The 15903-nt window shown below is 41.3% G+C and carries 20 protein-coding genes; 9 read left to right on the forward strand and 11 right to left on the reverse strand.

The features are described 5' to 3' along the window. Nucleotides 1-36: 36 nt before the first annotated feature. Entirely contained in the window at nt 37-999 is a 963-nt protein-coding gene (locus ACFVAD_RS09460) for a cation diffusion facilitator family transporter (RefSeq protein WP_386638662.1), read from the forward strand. Nucleotides 1000-1067: 68 nt separating this feature from the next. On the opposite strand, the gene ACFVAD_RS09465 is transcribed toward ACFVAD_RS09460, so the two are convergent. Continuing rightward, a complete protein-coding gene (locus ACFVAD_RS09465; protein ID WP_204414551.1) occupies nt 1068-1274 on the reverse strand; it encodes a cold-shock protein in 207 nt (68 codons plus the stop codon). Nucleotides 1275-1466: 192 nt separating this feature from the next. Next, the gene (locus tag ACFVAD_RS09470) at nt 1467-3386 is read right to left on the reverse strand and encodes a lysylphosphatidylglycerol synthase domain-containing protein (protein WP_386638666.1); all 1920 of its coding nucleotides are present in this window, start codon (nt 3384-3386) and stop codon (nt 1467-1469) included. Between the two features lie 165 nt (nt 3387-3551). Here ACFVAD_RS09470 and ACFVAD_RS09475 point away from each other — a divergent pair, with 165 nt between their 5' ends. Continuing rightward, nucleotides 3552-4028, forward strand: a complete 477-nt coding sequence (locus tag ACFVAD_RS09475) for an Hsp20/alpha crystallin family protein (RefSeq protein ID WP_386638669.1) — start codon at nt 3552-3554, stop codon at nt 4026-4028. A 40-nt stretch (nt 4029-4068) separates the two neighbouring features. On the opposite strand, the gene ACFVAD_RS09480 is transcribed toward ACFVAD_RS09475, so the two are convergent. Continuing rightward, the gene (locus tag ACFVAD_RS09480; protein ID WP_386638672.1) at nt 4069-4218 is read right to left on the reverse strand and encodes a hypothetical protein; all 150 of its coding nucleotides are present in this window, start codon (nt 4216-4218) and stop codon (nt 4069-4071) included. A 152-nt stretch (nt 4219-4370) separates the two neighbouring features. Between ACFVAD_RS09480 and ACFVAD_RS09485 the strand changes: the two genes are divergently transcribed. Together ACFVAD_RS09485 and ACFVAD_RS09490 are read left to right on the forward strand one after the other, a co-directional pair. Then, on the forward strand, nt 4371-4556 hold the full coding sequence (locus tag ACFVAD_RS09485) for a hypothetical protein (protein ID WP_224840179.1): 186 nt from the start codon (nt 4371-4373) through the stop codon (nt 4554-4556). Then, complete coding sequence (locus ACFVAD_RS09490) at nt 4549-4797, forward strand: sporulation protein (RefSeq protein WP_386638675.1); 249 nt, start codon at nt 4549-4551, stop codon at nt 4795-4797. Before ACFVAD_RS09485 ends, ACFVAD_RS09490 begins: the two co-directional genes overlap by 8 nt. 94 nt (nt 4798-4891) lie before the next feature. On the opposite strand, the gene ACFVAD_RS09495 is transcribed toward ACFVAD_RS09490, so the two are convergent. Next, complete coding sequence (locus ACFVAD_RS09495; RefSeq protein WP_386638678.1) at nt 4892-5500, reverse strand: YppG family protein; 609 nt, start codon at nt 5498-5500, stop codon at nt 4892-4894. A 212-nt stretch (nt 5501-5712) separates the two neighbouring features. On the opposite strand from ACFVAD_RS09495, the gene yppF reads away from it, so the two are divergent. Together yppF and ACFVAD_RS09505 are read left to right on the forward strand one after the other, a co-directional pair. Beyond that, nucleotides 5713-5916 carry a YppF family protein gene (yppF, locus tag ACFVAD_RS09500; protein WP_386638681.1) on the forward strand — a complete coding sequence of 68 codons (204 nt, stop codon included), beginning with the start codon at nt 5713-5715 and terminating at the stop codon, nt 5914-5916. A gap of 108 nt (nt 5917-6024) precedes the next feature. Continuing rightward, nucleotides 6025-6189, forward strand: a complete 165-nt coding sequence (locus tag ACFVAD_RS09505) for a hypothetical protein (protein WP_204414563.1) — start codon at nt 6025-6027, stop codon at nt 6187-6189. Between the two features lie 45 nt (nt 6190-6234). On the opposite strand, the gene ACFVAD_RS09510 is transcribed toward ACFVAD_RS09505, so the two are convergent. Both ACFVAD_RS09510 and ACFVAD_RS09515 read right to left on the reverse strand, forming a co-directional pair. Next, nucleotides 6235-6594 (reverse strand): YppE family protein, encoded by a 360-nt coding sequence (locus tag ACFVAD_RS09510; protein WP_386638684.1) that lies wholly within the window; start codon nt 6592-6594, stop codon nt 6235-6237. Nucleotides 6595-6638: 44 nt separating this feature from the next. Next, entirely contained in the window at nt 6639-6899 is a 261-nt protein-coding gene (locus tag ACFVAD_RS09515; RefSeq protein ID WP_386638687.1) for a hypothetical protein, read from the reverse strand. 178 nt (nt 6900-7077) lie between these two features. On the opposite strand from ACFVAD_RS09515, the gene ACFVAD_RS09520 reads away from it, so the two are divergent. Then, nucleotides 7078-7200 carry a spore protein gene (locus tag ACFVAD_RS09520; RefSeq protein WP_386638690.1) on the forward strand — a complete coding sequence of 41 codons (123 nt, stop codon included), beginning with the start codon at nt 7078-7080 and terminating at the stop codon, nt 7198-7200. A 243-nt stretch (nt 7201-7443) separates the two neighbouring features. Here the strand turns inward: ACFVAD_RS09520 and ACFVAD_RS09525 are convergent, their stop codons facing one another. Beyond that, on the reverse strand, nt 7444-8460 hold the full coding sequence (locus ACFVAD_RS09525; protein ID WP_386638692.1) for a DUF2515 family protein: 1017 nt from the start codon (nt 8458-8460) through the stop codon (nt 7444-7446). 96 nt (nt 8461-8556) lie between these two features. Between ACFVAD_RS09525 and recU the strand changes: the two genes are divergently transcribed. Both recU and ACFVAD_RS09535 read left to right on the forward strand, forming a co-directional pair. Next, nucleotides 8557-9156, forward strand: coding sequence for a Holliday junction resolvase RecU (gene recU / locus ACFVAD_RS09530; protein WP_386638694.1), 600 nt, complete (start codon nt 8557-8559; stop codon nt 9154-9156). A 42-nt stretch (nt 9157-9198) separates the two neighbouring features. Next, the gene (locus tag ACFVAD_RS09535; protein ID WP_386638697.1) at nt 9199-11910 is read left to right on the forward strand and encodes a transglycosylase domain-containing protein; all 2712 of its coding nucleotides are present in this window, start codon (nt 9199-9201) and stop codon (nt 11908-11910) included. Nucleotides 11911-11939: 29 nt separating this feature from the next. Here the strand turns inward: ACFVAD_RS09535 and ACFVAD_RS09540 are convergent, their stop codons facing one another. The 4 genes from ACFVAD_RS09540 to asnS form a co-directional block, all read right to left on the reverse strand. Continuing rightward, nucleotides 11940-12446: a YpoC family protein gene (locus tag ACFVAD_RS09540; protein WP_386638700.1), complete on the reverse strand. Its 507-nt coding sequence runs from the start codon at nt 12444-12446 to the stop codon at nt 11940-11942. Then, a complete protein-coding gene (gene nth, locus ACFVAD_RS09545) occupies nt 12443-13096 on the reverse strand; it encodes an endonuclease III (RefSeq protein WP_386639082.1) in 654 nt (217 codons plus the stop codon). The genes ACFVAD_RS09540 and nth overlap by 4 nt, the downstream gene beginning before the upstream one ends. An 82-nt stretch (nt 13097-13178) precedes the next feature. Next, nucleotides 13179-13889 carry a DnaD domain protein gene (locus ACFVAD_RS09550; RefSeq protein ID WP_386638702.1) on the reverse strand — a complete coding sequence of 237 codons (711 nt, stop codon included), beginning with the start codon at nt 13887-13889 and terminating at the stop codon, nt 13179-13181. A gap of 666 nt (nt 13890-14555) precedes the next feature. After that, nucleotides 14556-15848 carry an asparagine--tRNA ligase gene (asnS, locus tag ACFVAD_RS09555; RefSeq protein WP_386638706.1) on the reverse strand — a complete coding sequence of 431 codons (1293 nt, stop codon included), beginning with the start codon at nt 15846-15848 and terminating at the stop codon, nt 14556-14558. Nucleotides 15849-15903: the final 55 nt, after the last annotated feature.

Below are 15903 nucleotides of genomic sequence, written 5' to 3' on the forward strand. Positions count from 1 at the left end.
AAAAGAATAAAATAGGTCATATGTGAGGGTGATGGTATGAGTTTTTTTCAACTATTAAAAAAAGGAAATAAATCTTCGGGGATTGCGGCTATGGCAAACACGGTGCTGGCAATCATCAAGGGGATTGCGGCAATTTATAGCGGCAGTGGAACCATGCTTGCCACCACTTTCCACTCCTTGGCTGATGCCACCAACCAGGGATTTGTCTTTTTAGGGAGTGCGCTAGCGGAGAAAGCACCAACCAAACGGTTCCCAACTGGTTTCGGACGTGTTGTTAACCTATTTGTATTAATCGCTGTAATCGTCATCTCGATTATGGCGTATGAAACGATCATTAAGGGATGGGAGCTAATTGTTCATCCAAAAGAATCCACAAACATCATCTTGAACAGTGTCATTTTGATCATTGCTGTCTTCATTGACGGACTCGTCCTGATTAAAGCTGCAAAGGAGATTGCGAAAGAAACAAGAACAGAAAACAGTGGCGGCGGTGTGTTGATCGGAGCATTCAAAAATGTTCGTCTTGCATCACCACCAACCAGGCTTGTCTTCTACGAGGATATCATCGCAACATTTGGAGCTGCGCTAGCCCTGGTAACGATATTGATCGCGCACTTCACCGGACTGTATTTTCTTGATGGAGTTGGAACGATTCTGATCGGGATACTATTGATAGGCATCGCCTTAAAAATCGGCTATGAAAATACGGTTGGCCTGATTGGTGTTGCAGCACCGAAAGAAGTGGAAGATAGAATCATCGACATGATTCTTTCTGATCCGGATGTAGTAGACATCAAGAATATCCGAATTCTTCAGGAAGGCCGTAAATATCATGTGGAAAGCTACATAGAACTTCGTGAAGGCTTCACACTGGCAGATGCGGATGATATTAAGTTCCGTGTAAGAGACCTGCTATATACGGACCCGGATATTGGGGATGTAGTTCTCGGAATTCTGGAAAGTGATGGGGTTGTTACCTGGGATAAGGGTAAAATTTAACTGTCCTGTACTGGCAATAAAAATAACCATGCCTCCTTTAAGGCATGGTTATTTTTGCTCTGCAATATTTACATTTTTTGATTTTGACTATAGTTATTTATGACTGCTAAAACTTTGGTGGACTCTTTCATCCCGCTTTTACACAAAGGACAAGAAGGTGTTTCACTGCTTTTGAAGTTGTCTCTCATCCAACCTTTGCAGTCTTCCGATTCACAAACCCAAATCTTTGTTTCGTCTGTTACGATTTCCTCTACTTCTCTTCTTCCAAACGCCATAGTGCCACTCTCCTATCTTTTGAGGTGGGGCAAACTACATCCACACTAATATACTTTTAGTATTCCAAAATACGAGGAAAAAATAATATTATTTTAAAAAATGATTAAAAAAGATGCATCCATGTTACCGGACACCATCGTTATACAATCTCTTCCAATCCTTATTGTACCATAAATCAAAAGAAAAGACATCTATCTTACCACCTTTTTAGTGGTTCGGACAAGCTGTTTTATCAAGAATTTTGCTTCCAATTGTGGAAATTGCTGCGAAAAGAAGAAAAAGTGCTTTTCTTCCCGCAAGCAGTAATACCCTATCTCCCTCAAATCAGCAGCATCAAGCTTATGAAATCCCTGAAGTATCAGCGTATATCCATATCGATCTGCTTCCTTTTCCATATAAATCAGAGCTCCCCTGTCCAGCGGGCTTGTATCGTCGATGAGTATGAGGGAATCCTTCCACTTTTGATAATACACCATAGCTGTATCAGTGGAGAAAACGTAAAGAGGCTTTTCCGAGAACAGCAACTTTCCACCTGTTAATCTGTCTTCCCTTTCTTCCCCCGTTGCCTTAGTGAAGAGTGAGTTGGATTTGCTATTTCTTTTAAAATACAACCCAAAATATAAGAGAACAACGGCAATAGCAGTACCAACTGCCACATCCTGGATCAGTGCCTGCGGATGAAGAGCAAAAAGATCCTTCAATCTGCCTGACACCATTTTCCGCAGATATGCGATTTGAAGGGACCCAACTAGTACATACAATAAGGAAATACAAAAAAGAATGCATCCATCGATAATTATCTTGGTTAAGGTGTACTGACTGACAGAACGATGGAATTCCCGTTTGGAACCATACAAAAGCAAGAGTGCACCGAGGAGAAGGACCACCTCCCACATATGAAACCCTTTTGAAAAACTGACAAACATTCCAATTATTAAAACAACAAAGGTAAAGTAATAGGCTCTTCTGACCTTATCTTCTATCGCTCTGGCAAGTACCAAAAGGATGATTCCGATTGCAATGGAGAACTGCTGGGAAATTTGCAGTAACTCAAGGGCTAGGAACTGGTCTGCAAGCTTCACCCTATGAATGAATGCCGGAACCACAGGGAAAAGCAGCAGCAGGACGCCAACCACCAATACCCAAACTGATAATATGCGATGGCATGCTGATGAAAATGCTTCTTTGTCCGGAATAATAGTTCTCCATACCTTTTCTTTATATAGAAAATGCCCTAAAAACATAGTACTGATCAGAAAGGGAATCACATAATAAACCAGCCGGTATAAAAATAGGAGTGCCAATGCTTTTTCTTCTGAATTTCCGAAACTCGCCATTCCTACAAGTATGACAAAATCAAAAGCTCCCACTCCTCCAGGCACTGTGCTCAATACTCCGGAGATGGCGGCCATAAAAAAGAGGAGGAAGACAATATGAGGAGGCATCTGAACATTCAAGGCAAGTGCAATCTGAAAAAATAGAAACGCGGCAAATCCCCATTCAATAAGCGAGATGGCCACTAAAGTCAATTGAGTGTGGTTTGTCACTCTTTTTGTATAGTATCCGGCAGCTACAATAAAAATGCCGTAGCCACACATAATCAGCAGTGGCAGCTTTATTATCGGATAATCATGAAGAATGATAGGGGCATACCATTCATTAGCCAGGACTATCCATGCAAAAAAAGATAATCCAACTAACATGTAGGGTAATAGAATGGTGACCGACTTAAGGAAAAAGGAGATATTCCCTGTATATTTCCGGTAAAACAAAGTTCGTAATCCGACCCCTGCAAAACCGCCAAATCCCCAAAAGTTTGCATAAGCGTTTGCAGAAAAACCTTGTACCATTATTTTCCATTTTGGAACACGGACGTTCAACTTCCTAATTAGATAAACATCATAAAGAATCATGGTGGCAACAGCAAATACACCTAACAAAAATATCCAGAGAAACCAAGGGAGTCCGATTTCCTGTATTTTCTGCAAAACAAGGGACATATTCACAGCACGCATCTGTTTTGTTCCTTCTATGTAAATCAAAATTAAAATCGTCAGGGGAAAAACGACCTTAAGTACTTTCAAGAAATATGTATTTTTCAATAGCAGCATACGTTATCTTCCTTCGGGTAAGGTTGTTAGTCCAAACGTATCATAGTTTGTATTCTCTTTCCATGAGTTTTTTCCATTCATTCCTTAATATAGCCTTTATTAAAAGTGGAACCTTTCCAACCCATTTCTTCATATAGATAACTAACATGACTTGAAAGGAGCTTCATGATGAAAGACAAGAATTCCGACTTAACTCCAAAAAAAGGATCACGACCACCCCAAACTGACATTCTTCAATCCATTGATTCCTTTTTTAGCAGTTCTCCAATCAAAGGGCTTTTACGGCAAATGGATGATTTTTTCGGCCATTCATTCGTTAACGCTACATTTCCAATCGAAACAACAGAATCCGAGCAGGAATATACCATCCATTGCAAATTGGCAGGAGTTAAAAAAGAACAAATTACGATTGAAAGCTTCGACAGGTACATTACGATCAGTGTGGATCATACAGAGATCCTGGAAACTTCTGATGAAGGAACCCATGTATATTCCAAAAGCTATTCCGCCAACAGATCCAGCCGCAGTATTCCTATTCCGTCATATGTGAAGATCAGTGCACTGCAGGCAAACTACCGCGATGGACTTCTACAAATCCGTTTCCCCAAAAAATCAAAAAGGCAAATCAGAATCGAAGACTGAATACAGAGAACGACGCCACATATGCGTGGCGTCGTCTTTGTTAGTTTTTATGTGATTTGGATCCGTACTTTGGATTTTCCTCTGGAGTGGAATCCTGTTGGATGCTCGATATTTCCTTTGAGGCTTCCACATCTCCCTTATTGTTGGGATACTTATTTTTCCGCTCCCGGTTATCGTTGCGATTTGTCATTTTAACTCCTCCTATTCACTTTGTTTTGAATGAATGAACCTATCGACTATTTTTCCACAAATCTTCTTTCTTACTTCTGGTAACTTCTGATAGCTCTCTCCCCACATACTTTTCCCATCCCTACAAAACATAAAGACAAGGAGGTGTTCTTCGTGGAAAAATACAAAAAGATCTATGCCAGTCCTTCTACTTCTCCGTCCCTTGTCATTAAGACAAACCTGGATGAAAAAGAGAAAGTGGAAAATCCCTATTACAGCTCCTCTCTAAACCATCAGGAAGAAGAAAAGCTCGATAACTTCTTTTTTGATGGGAAAGCAAAGGGTGATTATCATGAATAAGCCACTCGGCTACTTACAGGAGATTCTCACCTCTTACGGTGAAGACAGGGAGATCGCCAACAGTATTATTCTAAAGATGCATGAAAAAAGATATGAGAATACTGTTTCCTTTATCAACGAGTTGAACGACGAGCAGATTCAGTTTCTCAATCATTCTCTCCCAGATGAAATGAAGCATGCATTGGAGTCGGAGGATTTCCCCCGTCTTCAAAATTTGAATGAGGTTTATGAATTATTGTAACTTCAGAAAACTTGTCCTACAAAATAAACGAGGCCAAAAATCTTTACGAACAGATCTGAATTAAAAAAGGATGCCACTATCCCGGCATCCTTTTTTAAGCCTTGAACGTGGCTGCTATTCCTTTTACCATATTATTCAACTGATTTACCGTATTCATCATCTGGCCCGCTGTATCCATCATTTTCTTCATGTCCACATTCCCATCCTGCCCTTTGAACTGATTCATAAACGATTGAACCTGTGAGGATTGTGGTTTATTGTTCTGATTTTGCGTCGGATAAGGATTCATGAATGGTGTTTGCGGGAACATATTCATTCCCTGTGGCATGCCACCCTGTGCGGGAAGCATTGACATACCATTTACGCCAGGCTGCATTCCGTTCTGGAATCCAGCTTGGTGCAAGATACCATTCTGCCCCATCATTCCATTCTGCTGAAACGGAAATCCTTGGAACCCCGGCATCCCTTGGAAATTCTGGTTCGGAATCCCCTGATTGGAAAACATGTTCATCCCATTCTGGCTGAACGCCTCCTGATTCCAGCCTTCCATCCCTCCGTTAAAAGGGAATCCTGCTGTCATACCTGGAAAGCTGCCGCTATTAATAAAAGGCATCATATTCTGCATAAATGGCAGTTGATTCAATAAAGACATATTCCTATTATATGATAAATGTCTAGGTCTTCTGTGCATTCTCCTAAACATTCAGATCCCTCCTCTTATCTGGCTCTATCCATAACATATGAATGACAGTTGGGAAACGTGCCTATCTTACCTTATCGGTCAACCTCCCTCATTCTATTGGAAATATTTATATTTTATGTCCCATTTTGTCGGATATTTCATTTTTTCAAAAACAAGAAAAATTCAAATCCCATGCTACTATAAAAGTAACTTCAAAGTGGGGGGATGTTTTGGTGGTACTAGAAGAACTTCATCACAAATTTGTTTCTTGTAAAAGCTATGAACCAATGGAAGAAAATGAGTTAATGGATTTTGCCAGACAGCTTTATTTACGGGAAGAATTATCGATTGTACAGTTTCGATGCCTTATCAAAGAGCTAGAGAAAAAAGGTGCAGTTCCGCCAAAAACCTTCGAAGATATTTTAGAATTAACATGATATGCTTTTTTGACAGGAGATCCCACATCAGGATCTCCATTTTTATTTTCAATGTAATGAACCTGAAAAATTGAGGAACAATAAAAAGGATAAAAGGAGGAATGAACGATGAGCCGTGGAAAACATTTTCAGCACAAGAAAAAAGGACATGAACCTACAATAGGATCTGCCCCTGCAGAAAAAAAGGTATTTGAAAAGGCGGAATTTGCAATAGAGCCTTCTGCCAAAAACGGAAACCGCCCTGTTACCATTCAAAAAGAGAAGGAAAGATAAAGAAAACAAGTGCCTGCCCCACGAGGGTACAGGCACTTGTTTTCACTATTTTTTTGACAGTATATCATTCAATACATAACGGATAGATTGGATCATCCCTTTGAACCTTTTCTCACGGGTATCCGGGTAGAAACACTGGACCGTTACATGATTAACATTTTCCACCGTGCTGACAATCTGCTGCGAATGTATATATTTAGGGGCCGCAATCCCTATCCACTCCACCGTCTCCTTTTCCCATTCCAACAGGAGAGCATGCACTTCATCGGCAAAAGGTTTTACCTCGTTAAAAAAATCAGGCTCCACTTTGTTCTCCTGTGTGTGAATAAACCGAGATTCAATTTCCTCTATAAAATCCAATAGCTTTTGCGTCAGTGTCAATACATTACTGCTAGTGCTTTCCATCTTCTCACCTCTAGCAATAAATAGTACCATAAAAATGATATTTTCTACACAGAAACAGAATAGGCACGTTGATTGAACGGGATAGCAGGCTTCGTCTCCATCTTATGATTTTTCTGTTCCTTCATTACCTTTTCCACTTCATCCAATGTATAATGCAACCGTTTAATCTGATCCTTCATGACTTCTTCCATTTCTTCTCGTTCGATTTTCATGGAATTGGACATGGTTTGCTCCAGCACATCCATTTGCAGCATCATATCATCAAACAACTTAGAGACATCATAGCGTGATACAACATTGGACATAATAATCCCCTCCATACTTTATTATTGTTACATTTCGCCGCTTTTTCCCTTCCACCTTCCCATGTGACAAAACTAGAACTAATTCGCCAAAGAAAGTGTTTTTCTGCGATATTGCATGTTTTTGTCGGTACAGGAGAAAATATAAAAGCAAATTCACTACAACAAATAGGAGGTTTGTATGATGGCAAAAAAACGGAATAGCAAACAACAAAGCCAACATCAGCACAATCGAAATGCTGCAGAGAATGCACCTGAACAATTAGACAAGAAATTAGGCGGACCGAATCGTCCTTCGACATAAGAAAATAGCAAGAGGCTGTCCAGACAGTTTTTTCATGACTTTCTGGACAGCCTTTTTTTCCGGAAATTCCATTGAAAATTTCGTTATTGGCTTTCTATTGGCCTTTTTGTGGCGGAATCCCTTTGAGAAGTCCATTAGCAACATTCTATCGGACCTTTTGAGCAAGAATCCCTCAAATAGAAGTCTAATAACTAATAACCTTTTTTAATGTTTCTTCGAGAGTAATCACTCAAAAGCCTCTATTTACAACCAATTCCTTAAAGCGATCAGTCCATGCATCTGGTGCTGTTTATGGATAAACCATTTTGTCAGATCCTCCTGTTTAGGGGTTCTTTGGCAAGGCTGCCTCCACTTCTCCAGCTTTTTAGCTCCTTTAAAAATCCAATCCTCCTGATTTAGTTTTTCGTGACTAATAACCGGATAGACAGACCTCAATATCGGTGTTTCGCGAAGAAGCCTGTTATTTATGTACTGTTCATAATCCCTCCTAGACCCTGTATGCTCGGTATGGACTGAGAATTGGTGAAAGGATTCATGATGCTCAGGTGAAAATAACAGTGCAGCCAGTCTTTTTCCCAAATCTATTCTGTTGGGCAGCTTTTGAAACCCATGGACGGAATAACCATACAGCTTTCCTTCAAGTGTCGGGAATAATACACAACTGAAATGCCCCAGATCCTGAAAAGAGTATACCATGGTCTTAAAGACTTTCTTTTTTAGTGTGCGACTTTGAAGTACAGGATTTTGAATAAGGTTTTGTTCATTGATGATCAGGGAAGTAATTAAGCGTTCTTCATCCCCTTCCCCCCAGAACTCCAGCCATTCATATTCCATGAAACAGGAAACGCCGAACTCCTTTAATAGATGGAAATATGATTTGTTATAATAGGAGGATAGTTCATATATTAATAGTTGCGGATAGGCATCCTGAAAAATCATCCAATTTGCAAGCTCATACGTATAGAACAAGGGAAACCGCTGCTGCCAATCAAGTGCAAGGGTAAACCAGCGGCCTTCCAGGTCTGTCATATTCCATCCGGCATTACGGGAAACCATACTGGCTAAAAATGCCCATTTGATTCTTTTGTTCCGCTCATAAAAACTGGCATATGCCTTTGTACGGGAGATATTATCAAAATTATGTTTTGCTGTATTTTTTTTAATACTAGTGATAAACTTATTTTCTTGAAAGGAATATACATTATTCTTCCTTTTTTCACCAATGGAATGATAGCTTTGAAGCACCGAAGAAAGACTCAATTCTTTTCCTCCTTGCACAGGCATGTGGTGTTTCGCCAAATAAATTTGACGTTTTTTTCCTAGATAAGGTTAGTTTTGGTCTATAGGGGGAATTTTATGAATATCCGATACCCAAACGGAAAAGTATTTCAGTCAACCGCAAATACATCTTCCAAGAACAAGGCTCCCGTCCTATACGGAAACAGAGGAATGACACTCGAAGACGACTTGCAAGAATCCAATTTGTACTATCTGCATCATCAGATTGCTGTTGTCCATAAAAAGCCCACACCAATTCAGATTGTAGATGTCCATTATCCGAAAAGAAGTGCGGCGGTCATCAAGGAAGCTTACTTCAAACAGGCATCCACCACTGACTTTAATGGTGTATACAAAGGGAAATATATTGATTTTGAAGCAAAGGAAACCAAAAATAAAACTTCCTTCCCACTTCAGAATTTCCATGAACATCAGATTCAACATATGCAGCAGGTAGTGAAACAAAATGGAATCTGTTTCGTCATATTATTGTTCCGTGTTTTTAATGAAGTCTATTTGCTGCCGGCTGAAAGGTTGTTTTATTACTGGGAGAGAAAAGAAGCTGGGGAAAGAAAATCAATTACAAAGCTTGAGGTTGAAAAGGACGGGTACTTGATACCTATAGGTTTTCAGCCAAGAATTGATTATATTAAAATAATAGACAATGTCTATTGCTAACCCCTGAATCACGGCAAAAGCGGAGAAAGGCAGGTCTGTTACATGGCAGATAATTATCAATCTAGAGAACAGAGAAGAAAAGCATTACAAGAAGAAAAAAGTGCAAAAAAGGGACCGAAAAAGAATCAGAGAAAAAACCTCTTTAAAAAGATTTTTCTGACGGTGCTGGTTGTTGGTATCGTCGGGCTTCTTACAGGAATCGGCACTTTTGCGTACTATGTAAAAGATACCCCCCCTCTTGATGAGACATTGCTAAAGGTTCCAGTCCCATCCAAGGTCTATGACCGAAATGGTGAATTGGCTGCTGAAATCGGCGGACATGAAGCAAGGGAATATGTCGAATATGATGAGATACCACAGCTTGTACAAGATGCATTTCTAGCTACGGAGGATGTACGGTTCTTTGAACATAAAGGAGTGGATTACCGTCGTCTTGCAGGAGCTGTCCTTGCAAACGTAACACGTGGTTTCGGTGCAGAAGGCGGCAGTACGATTACACAGCAGTTAGTGAAATTATCCTTCTTATCCACAGACAAAACTTTAAAAAGAAAAGCGCAGGAATTCTATCTTGCTTACGAATTGGAATCAAGATTCACAAAAGAGCAGATTCTTGAAATGTATTTAAACAGAATTTATTTTTCCAATTATTCATATGGAATCGCGAAAGCGGCTAAAAACTATTACGGTAAATCTTTGGACGAATTGGAGCTGCATGAAGCAGCCATGCTTGCTGGCCTTCCTCAAAGTCCAAACAACTACAATCCATTGACGAATCCGGAAAATGCAGAAAAACGTCGTAATATTGTTCTTGGCTTAATGGTACAGCATGGAAAAATTACGCAGGAACAAGCGGATGAAGCAAAAGCAACACCTATTGACGCAACATTGACAAGCGATGTGGAAAAAACCAATTTCTCCAATAAATACAATGCTTTCATGGATCGGGTAATCGAAGAGATTTCCGAGCAGCTTGGAGAAGTAGATCCCCAGGCAGATGGTTTGGAAATCTATACAACATTAGACGTGGATGCCCAGGAGCATGTTGAATACCTGCTATCTGATGAGAGCGGCATTGCGTATCCAGAAAATGAAGATTTCCAGGCTGGAGTATCTTTGATTGATACGAAAACCGGTGAAATCCGTGCAATCGGCGGCGGTCGCAACCATGTAAAAACAGGCTTGAATTATGCAACAGATATTCGCGTACAGCCAGGTTCTGCCATCAAGCCGATATTGGACTATGGCCCAGCCATCGAGCATCTGGACTGGTCCACTTACCAACAAATCGATGATGAGCCGGTAACTTATTCCAACGGTGCACCAATCAACAACTGGGACAAAAAACATAAAGGTGTCATGAGTATTCGTGAGCATCTTGCAGATTCACGTAATATTCCAGCTCTGAAAGCCTTTCAGGAGGTTGGAGCTGATAAAGCGCGCGACTTTGCTGTGAAGCTTGGCATTCCACTAGGCGAAGATATTCCGGAAGCATACTCGATCGGTGGTTTCAATCGCGGTATCTCCCCTCTTCAACTAGCTGGAGCATATGCACCATTTGGGAATAGCGGGGTTTACACAGAACCTTTTGCTGTAACTAAGGTAGTATTCCAGGATGGCAAGAGTGTTAGTTTAAATAAGGAATCGCAGGTAGTGATGAAAGATTCTACCGCATTCATGATTACAGACATGCTTAAAACATCCATAACAACTGGTTTGGCACGTGCAGCAAATGTACCAGGGTTGAACCTTGCAGGTAAATCGGGGACTACCAACTTTTCATCTGATGATCTGCAAAAGTATGATATTCCAGCAGATGCAGCTCCAAGTACACTATTTGCAGGATACACCCCGTCCTACACAGCTGCTGTTTGGACCGGTTTCAACAAGGGCGGCGAAGATAACTACTTAAGAAGTATTGCATCCGGATCTGAGGATCAGTATTTATCGAGAGAAATATTCAGGCAGCTAATGGAGCATGTCTCCACGACAGATGAAGATAAGGCGGACTTCCCTGTCCCGAAAAGTGTTGTAAGAGTTGCTATAGAAAAAGGATCGAATCCACCGCTTAAAGCGAGTGAGTTCACTCCGAAAGATCGTATTACAAATGAGTATTTCGTCAAAGGTACGGAACCTACGAAAGTATCAAAAGAATTTGAGAAGCTTGCTAGTCCGTCAAACTTTACAGCTTCTTATGACGAAGCTACCAATCAAATTCTGTTAAATTGGGATTACCCAGAAGATCAATTGGAAAATGTAAGCTTTGATGTAAAAGTTGCAGTGAACGAGGGATCCCCTCAAGCATTAACTGTCACCAAAGAGCTTGGATTGGCAGTGAATGATCCTGACCCAGGGGCAACATTTACATTTGAAATCACCGCATTCCTTGATGACAACAAAGAAAGCCGAAGCGACCCTGCTACTCAGTCCGTTCAGGTTCCTGAGCTTGTAGAAGAGGAAGAAGTCATTCCTGAGCTCCCTCCAACTCCTCCTGGTGAAGGTGATGGCGAAGGTGATGGCGAAGGTGACGGCGAAGGTACTGGTGAAGGTAGCGGCGAAGGTGACGGCGAAGGTACTGGTGAAGGTGGCGGTACTGGTGAAGGTGGCGGTACTGGCGGCGGTACTGGCGGCGATACTGGTGGCGGTACTGGTGGCGGTACTGGTGGCGATACTGGGGGTGGAACCGGTGATGGCGAAGACGGTAGTGGCGAAGGCCGAAACCGTGGTCAGAACACTAACAATAATGATGAGGACTAAAGAAAAGGTAGGACCCGATACATTGGGTCCTACCTTTTTTGTATTGCCTGCATTTTATAGAACAGTTTGCTGCTTTCTGTAAAAAGCTGCTGTAGCTGTATAAAGGAGTGATACAATTCCGGTTTTTTCATGACAAAATCAAGACGCTCTTCTATATTTACTGGTATTTCTGGCAGTTGCGATATCTCCTTTTCCCAATCCGCCAATGAACGCACCGGCACCTGGTTCATCCAGAATATCGCTTGAAGTAGTAACGCAATTCCCCCTATTACATGGACCTTCACATCAGAACGCTCTCTTTTATTATGAAGGGTGTTAAGTTTCACTTCTTTCTCCTTCCATAATTGAAACAATAGCGGTACCGTCTCTGTATGGTGTTCCCATGGGAGATTTGACGGAGCAAGACCGAGAGCATATGCAATATCATATTTGAACGGGACAGTCAAACTTGACTGCCAATTAAAGCGTCCTGTCTCGACCTCCTCGCTTTCTGCATAATACAGAGGATGCACGAAGGCTGTAGGCGCTCTCATCATTTAACTTTCCTTTTCATTCTCTTTTTGCCCTCACGGCACATTTCAAGCAATGGACAACTGTCACATTGCGGATTTTGAGCCTTGCAATGGTATCTTCCAAAAAAGATCAAACGATGATGTGTGTCGGACCATTTATCCATTGGAATCTTCTTCATCAACGTTTTTTCCACTTCCAGCACACTGTCTTTCCACTTGCAGATTCCAAGTCTTTTACTGACCCGTTCTACATGCGTATCCACCGCGATGGCGGGTACTCCGAATGCTACGGATACAACAACATTTGCAGTCTTTCTCCCTACACCAGGAAGCTTTACAAGCTCATCTCGATCCTGTGGAACCTCTCCATCGTATTCATCAAGTAGAAGCTGCGATAAACTCCGGATGTTTTTGGCTTTGTTGCGGAACAATCCGATAGATCGTATGTCCTGCTGAAGCTCTTCCAAAGTAACGGCTAAATAATCTTCTGGTTTTTTATATTTTTCAAATAATGTTTTGGTTACTTTGTTTACTAGTGCATCGGTACATTGTGCGGATAAAGCTACGGCAATGACGAGTTCAAATGGATTGCGGTGATTTAATTCACAATGTGCATCGGGGAACATCTCCCCCATCACTTCCACGACTTCATTGACCTGTTTTAAATTAAGCATCGACATGCCCTGCCCTTCTTGCTTTGATTCTTAATATAAAAAGGAAAACGGCGATAGTCCGTTTTCCTAAGCTGATTGATCTTTAGTCCAGCCAGTTATAAAATGGAACCGTGTTTTTATTAGGTTTATTCATTGGCACCTGGTTCTGCTGTTTTGAAGGAATATTGGACTTTCTGAATTTCTTGCCATATTCGTTTGCCTGATTGAGTGTTTTGATGCCATTCTTTTTCCATTCAAAAAGAATACGGTCAATATATCGAAAATTCAGTTTCCCCGAGATTACAGCCTCTCGCAAGGCAGCTTTGATAATGGTGGGATCATGGTAGTCCTGGTCCATCCACATACCAAGCGTTTCACATTCAAACGGTGACAATGGTCGTCCGAATTCCTGCTCAAAAATTGTATATAGATTGATTTCATCGTCTTTATTGGATTGAATGGTTGCCTGTTTGTTTTTCTCTAGCATAAACCTAATCATTTTTTCCCATAAGGGCTGGATGGAATAACGTTCGTATTTGATGGAGTACTCGTCCATCTCATCACTGATGGCAAGATACCCTTTTTGTAGTAGATGACGCAGGATTTCCATGCATTCTGTAGGATCTATCGTCATTTTATCTGCTATTTCCATTGGGGTAGGAAAGATTTTTCCGCTTTCCACGAAAGAATGAACATGAAGGATGAGTAGAAACTCTTTTTCATTTAAGCCCAGTTTTACGTAATTGTTCAGTAAGTAATTTGGAATGGAAAGATTCCCTTCCTCCAAAAATTCAATAAATTGCTCTTTTTTCATTAGGAGACACCTCATGACTAAGTATAACAAATTTATACCTTTTCTTCTAAGGAAAAATTAAGAAAAGCTATAACATGGAATTAATATCAGGCTACCTTGAAAATAAGGTGTCGACGTTAAACACCCTGTTGATTTCCGTTCCAGGCATTCGCTTATCCATGGCGGCCTCGGGAGCCTCCTCGGCGCATTTCTGCGCCTGCGGGGTCTCCCTTGACACGCTGCTCCCGCAGGAGTCTCATGCCTTGCACTCCAATCAACAGGGGCGAACCTGCAACAATAATGCGTAATATAAATAATAAATAAATCATTGTATTAAACTTCTCAGTGATAAATCTGAATCCTTATTCAATGGGAAAGGAAGAATGAGAATAAAAAAAGCACTTGTTAAAATACACAGGATTATCGCTCCACAAAAAGTTTAGAATACTCAGTTGATTGGAGTGGAAGGCACGGAGACTCCTGCGGGAGGAAGGGACAAGGGAGACCCCGCAGACGCGCAGCGTCGAGGAGGCTCCCGGACCGCCTAAGGATAAGCGCAGTGCCTGGAACGGAAATCAACGGGCAATATTATCAAGGTACACAAAAAAACTGTAGACAACCTCGAATTACCTCGCGTTTGTCTACAGTCTGACACCACTTGTTATGGGAACAAGTGGTTTTATCATATTATGGATACAGACGGTTTAATAGTCTTGGGAATGGAATGGCTTCACGAACGTGTTCCGTTCCGCTGATCCATGCCACTGTACGCTCTAGTCCAAGACCAAAGCCTGAGTGTGGTACGGAACCGTATTGACGTAATTCCAAATACCATTTGTATGCATCAGAATCCAGGTTATGCTCTTCCAATCGCTGCTTCAGCAAATCAAAATCGTGGACACGTTCGGAACCACCGATGATCTCGCCATAGCCTTCCGGTGCAATCAGGTCTGCACATAATACTACATCGTCACGTTCTGGATGCGGCTGCATGTAGAACGGTTTGATGCCAATTGGATAATGAGTGATGAATACTGGCATATCGTAGCTTTCTGCGATAGCCGTTTCATGTGGAGAACCAAAATCATCGCCCCATTGGATATCATCAAATCCTTTTTCGTTCAGGAACTTGATAGCATCGTCATAGGAAATGCGAGGGAACGGTGCTTTGATTTTTTCAAGCTTTGTAACGTCTCTATCCAAAACGCCCAATTCAAGCTTACAGTTTCTTAGAACAGCCTGTACAATATAGGAAACATACTCCTCTTGCACTTTCAGGTTGTCATCAAATTCGATGAATGCCATCTCTGGCTCGATCATCCAGAATTCAATGAGGTGACGGCGTGTTTTGGATTTTTCCGCTCGGAAAGTCGGTCCAAAAGAGAATACCTTTCCTAAAGCCATAGCTGCCGCTTCCATATAAAGCTGACCACTCTGGGAAAGATACGCATCCTCATCAAAGTATTTCGTTGCGAATAGCTCTGATGTCCCTTCAGGAGCACTTCCTGTCAGGATAGGCGGATCTACCTTTACAAATCCATTTTCGTTGAAGAATTCATACGTCGCACGGATTACTTCATTACGGATTTTCATGATTGCATGCTGCTTTTTGGAACGCAGCCATAAATGACGGTTATCCATTAAAAATTCAGTACCATGGTTTTTAGGTGTAATTGGATAATCAACTGCTTCATGGATCACTTCAAGTCCGGTAACACCCAATTCGTATCCGAATGGTGATCTCTCATCTTCACGTACAATACCTTTGACATAGACGGATGTTTCCTGAGTCACGGATTTTGCGCTTTGGAATACTTCCTCTGCTACCTCTGCTTTCACCACTACTCCTTGAATGAAGCCGGAGCCATCACGCAATTGTAGGAAGGCGATTTTTCCGCTTGAACGTTTGTTTGCAATCCAGGCACCAATCGTTACTTCCTCTCCTACATGCTTATATACTTCTTTAATTGTTGTCTTCACTCTAATGTTCCCTCCAACCTTGTTCTAGCAACTTTTTCTTACTGTTATGTACATA

This window comes from Sutcliffiella sp. NPDC057660, from assembly GCF_042800035.1.
In the GTDB taxonomy this organism is placed as follows: Bacteria; Bacillota; Bacilli; order Bacillales; family Bacillaceae_I; genus Sutcliffiella_A.

Excerpts from the sequence above, each read along its gene's own strand:
- ACFVAD_RS09460 (WP_386638662.1), top strand. The coding sequence starts at position 37 with ATGAGTTTTTTTCAACTATTAAAAAAAGGAAATAAATCTTCGGGGATT.
- ACFVAD_RS09465 (WP_204414551.1), bottom strand. The coding sequence starts at position 1,274 with ATGGCGTTTGGAAGAAGAGAAGTAGAGGAAATCGTAACAGACGAAACA.
- ACFVAD_RS09470 (WP_386638666.1), bottom strand. The coding sequence starts at position 3,386 with ATGCTGCTATTGAAAAATACATATTTCTTGAAAGTACTTAAGGTCGTT.
- ACFVAD_RS09475 (WP_386638669.1), top strand. The coding sequence starts at position 3,552 with ATGATGAAAGACAAGAATTCCGACTTAACTCCAAAAAAAGGATCACGA.
- ACFVAD_RS09480 (WP_386638672.1), bottom strand. The coding sequence starts at position 4,218 with ATGACAAATCGCAACGATAACCGGGAGCGGAAAAATAAGTATCCCAAC.
- ACFVAD_RS09490 (WP_386638675.1), top strand. The coding sequence starts at position 4,549 with ATGAATAAGCCACTCGGCTACTTACAGGAGATTCTCACCTCTTACGGT.
- ACFVAD_RS09495 (WP_386638678.1), bottom strand. The coding sequence starts at position 5,500 with ATGTTTAGGAGAATGCACAGAAGACCTAGACATTTATCATATAATAGG.
- ACFVAD_RS09505 (WP_204414563.1), top strand. The coding sequence starts at position 6,025 with ATGAGCCGTGGAAAACATTTTCAGCACAAGAAAAAAGGACATGAACCT.
- ACFVAD_RS09510 (WP_386638684.1), bottom strand. The coding sequence starts at position 6,594 with ATGGAAAGCACTAGCAGTAATGTATTGACACTGACGCAAAAGCTATTG.
- ACFVAD_RS09515 (WP_386638687.1), bottom strand. The coding sequence starts at position 6,899 with ATGTCCAATGTTGTATCACGCTATGATGTCTCTAAGTTGTTTGATGAT.
- ACFVAD_RS09520 (WP_386638690.1), top strand. The coding sequence starts at position 7,078 with ATGATGGCAAAAAAACGGAATAGCAAACAACAAAGCCAACATCAGCAC.
- recU (WP_386638694.1), top strand. The coding sequence starts at position 8,557 with ATGAATATCCGATACCCAAACGGAAAAGTATTTCAGTCAACCGCAAAT.
- ACFVAD_RS09535 (WP_386638697.1), top strand. The coding sequence starts at position 9,199 with ATGGCAGATAATTATCAATCTAGAGAACAGAGAAGAAAAGCATTACAA.
- ACFVAD_RS09540 (WP_386638700.1), bottom strand. The coding sequence starts at position 12,446 with ATGATGAGAGCGCCTACAGCCTTCGTGCATCCTCTGTATTATGCAGAA.
- nth (WP_386639082.1), bottom strand. The coding sequence starts at position 13,096 with ATGCTTAATTTAAAACAGGTCAATGAAGTCGTGGAAGTGATGGGGGAG.
- ACFVAD_RS09550 (WP_386638702.1), bottom strand. The coding sequence starts at position 13,889 with ATGAAAAAAGAGCAATTTATTGAATTTTTGGAGGAAGGGAATCTTTCC.